This window comes from Oleiphilus sp. HI0067 (assembly GCF_001635735.1).
In genome coordinates, this window is record NZ_LWFI01000325.1 from 1 (window position 1) to 1393 (window position 1393).

The window sequence follows — 1393 nt, forward strand, 5'->3', positions numbered from 1 at the left end:
TAGTGATCGTATCGAGTTGTGCGCGTGCTGAGCTATTCTCTATAACGAGTGACCCAACAGCAACGAACGTGCTTAATCATGGGACATCGCATAACAATAGCGCCAACTTTGCTGATGATATTTATGATCCTGACGGTAGTTACTTGTACCTACCTACTATTACTGCATACCACGTCGGCAATACGGCCGATGGTGGTCGCGCACTGTTCATGACGCAGATTAACCGCTCTGGCGAGACTTCCTCGTTTTCGACTCAAGAGATCGCCGAAGGCGTGGAAGATATGCAGGTGCTTTACGGTGAAGATACTAATGATGATGGAACAGCGAATCGCTATGTGGCTGCCGATGACGTCGATGACTTTTTGAATGTTGTAGCAGTACGCACACGCATTCTTACCGCGTCTGAAGATCGCACAGTTGCGGAAAACCAAACCTATAACTTCAATGGCACGGCTACGACGGCTGCGGACTTACGCTTTTATGTGCCGTATGAAACTACGAATACCATTCGCAATCGTTTGAAATAGGGAGCGAATATGACACACGTATCTACTATGCAGAATCTAAACCCTAAAAAGCAGAAAGGCGCTGCCTTATTTATCTCGCTTATCTTCTTGTTGATCTTGACGGTATTGGGTGTGAGCTCAATGAACGACACCATTATGCAAGGGAAGATGTCTGCAGCGATTCAAGACGGCAACGTTGCACTGCAAGGTTCAGAAACAGCCGTTCGCGCTGCAGAGCAAGCTATTGAAGCGTTTATTTCGACAACGGGTTTCAATTCAACTGGCCCGTTTTATACCAATGGTAATGCGCCAGACCCATTTGATGCCAGCATTTGGGTTGATGACGTAAACAATACCGCCACCCAGGCAGCGGGTGCCGTGGCAGGGCAAACAGTGCAACCACGTTACTTTATAGAGCTTGCGGGTTCAGTCGAAGATGATGGTCTAAACACCGGTCAGGGTGACTTTGGTGAAACCGGTGGTGGTTATGGTTCAGGCACCGGTAACCCTTTAATCACAACGTTTAGAATTGTCGCGCGTAGTACAGGTGGTACCGCGAATTCACAACGCATTATTGAAACATACTACGGTAAAAAACTATGAGCTTGATCAATAGACATACGACAGAAGCATCAAGCTCTAGCGACCTTGCAGGGGGGCGTGCTATGAAAACATTCGAACGCAAACTTCGTTGGTGTGCGCTGGTCACATATCTGACCGCACCTACTATTGCTTATTCTGCTCCAGGTCAGTTAGCAGACCAGCCATTATGGTTAGGCTCGTCTGTGAAACATAACCTAATGTTCGCGATTGATGACTCCGGTAGTATGGACTGGGAGCTATCTTTCCCTGTCAATGATGGTACACCGCGTTTGAGAAGCGATGGT

General features: G+C 47.7%; 3 protein-coding genes. All 3 read left to right on the forward strand.

All coding sequences use genetic code 11. From position 1 onward, the window contains the following. Positions 1-527: PilW family protein (locus A3739_RS03895; RefSeq protein WP_197472024.1), on the forward strand; the 527-nt coding region annotated here is incomplete at its 5' end. A gap of 9 nt (positions 528-536) precedes the next feature. Then, positions 537-1109: a PilX N-terminal domain-containing pilus assembly protein gene (locus tag A3739_RS03900; protein WP_068500397.1), complete on the forward strand. Its 573-nt coding sequence runs from the start codon at positions 537-539 to the stop codon at positions 1107-1109. Next, on the forward strand, positions 1106-1393 hold a 288-nt coding region (locus A3739_RS03905), incomplete at its 3' end, for a hypothetical protein (protein WP_156502333.1). The genes A3739_RS03900 and A3739_RS03905, both read left to right, overlap by 4 nt.

Coding starts and splice junctions, on each gene's coding strand:
- A3739_RS03900 (WP_068500397.1), top strand. CDS start 537: ATGACACACGTATCTACTATGCAGAATCTAAACCCTAAAAAGCAGAAA.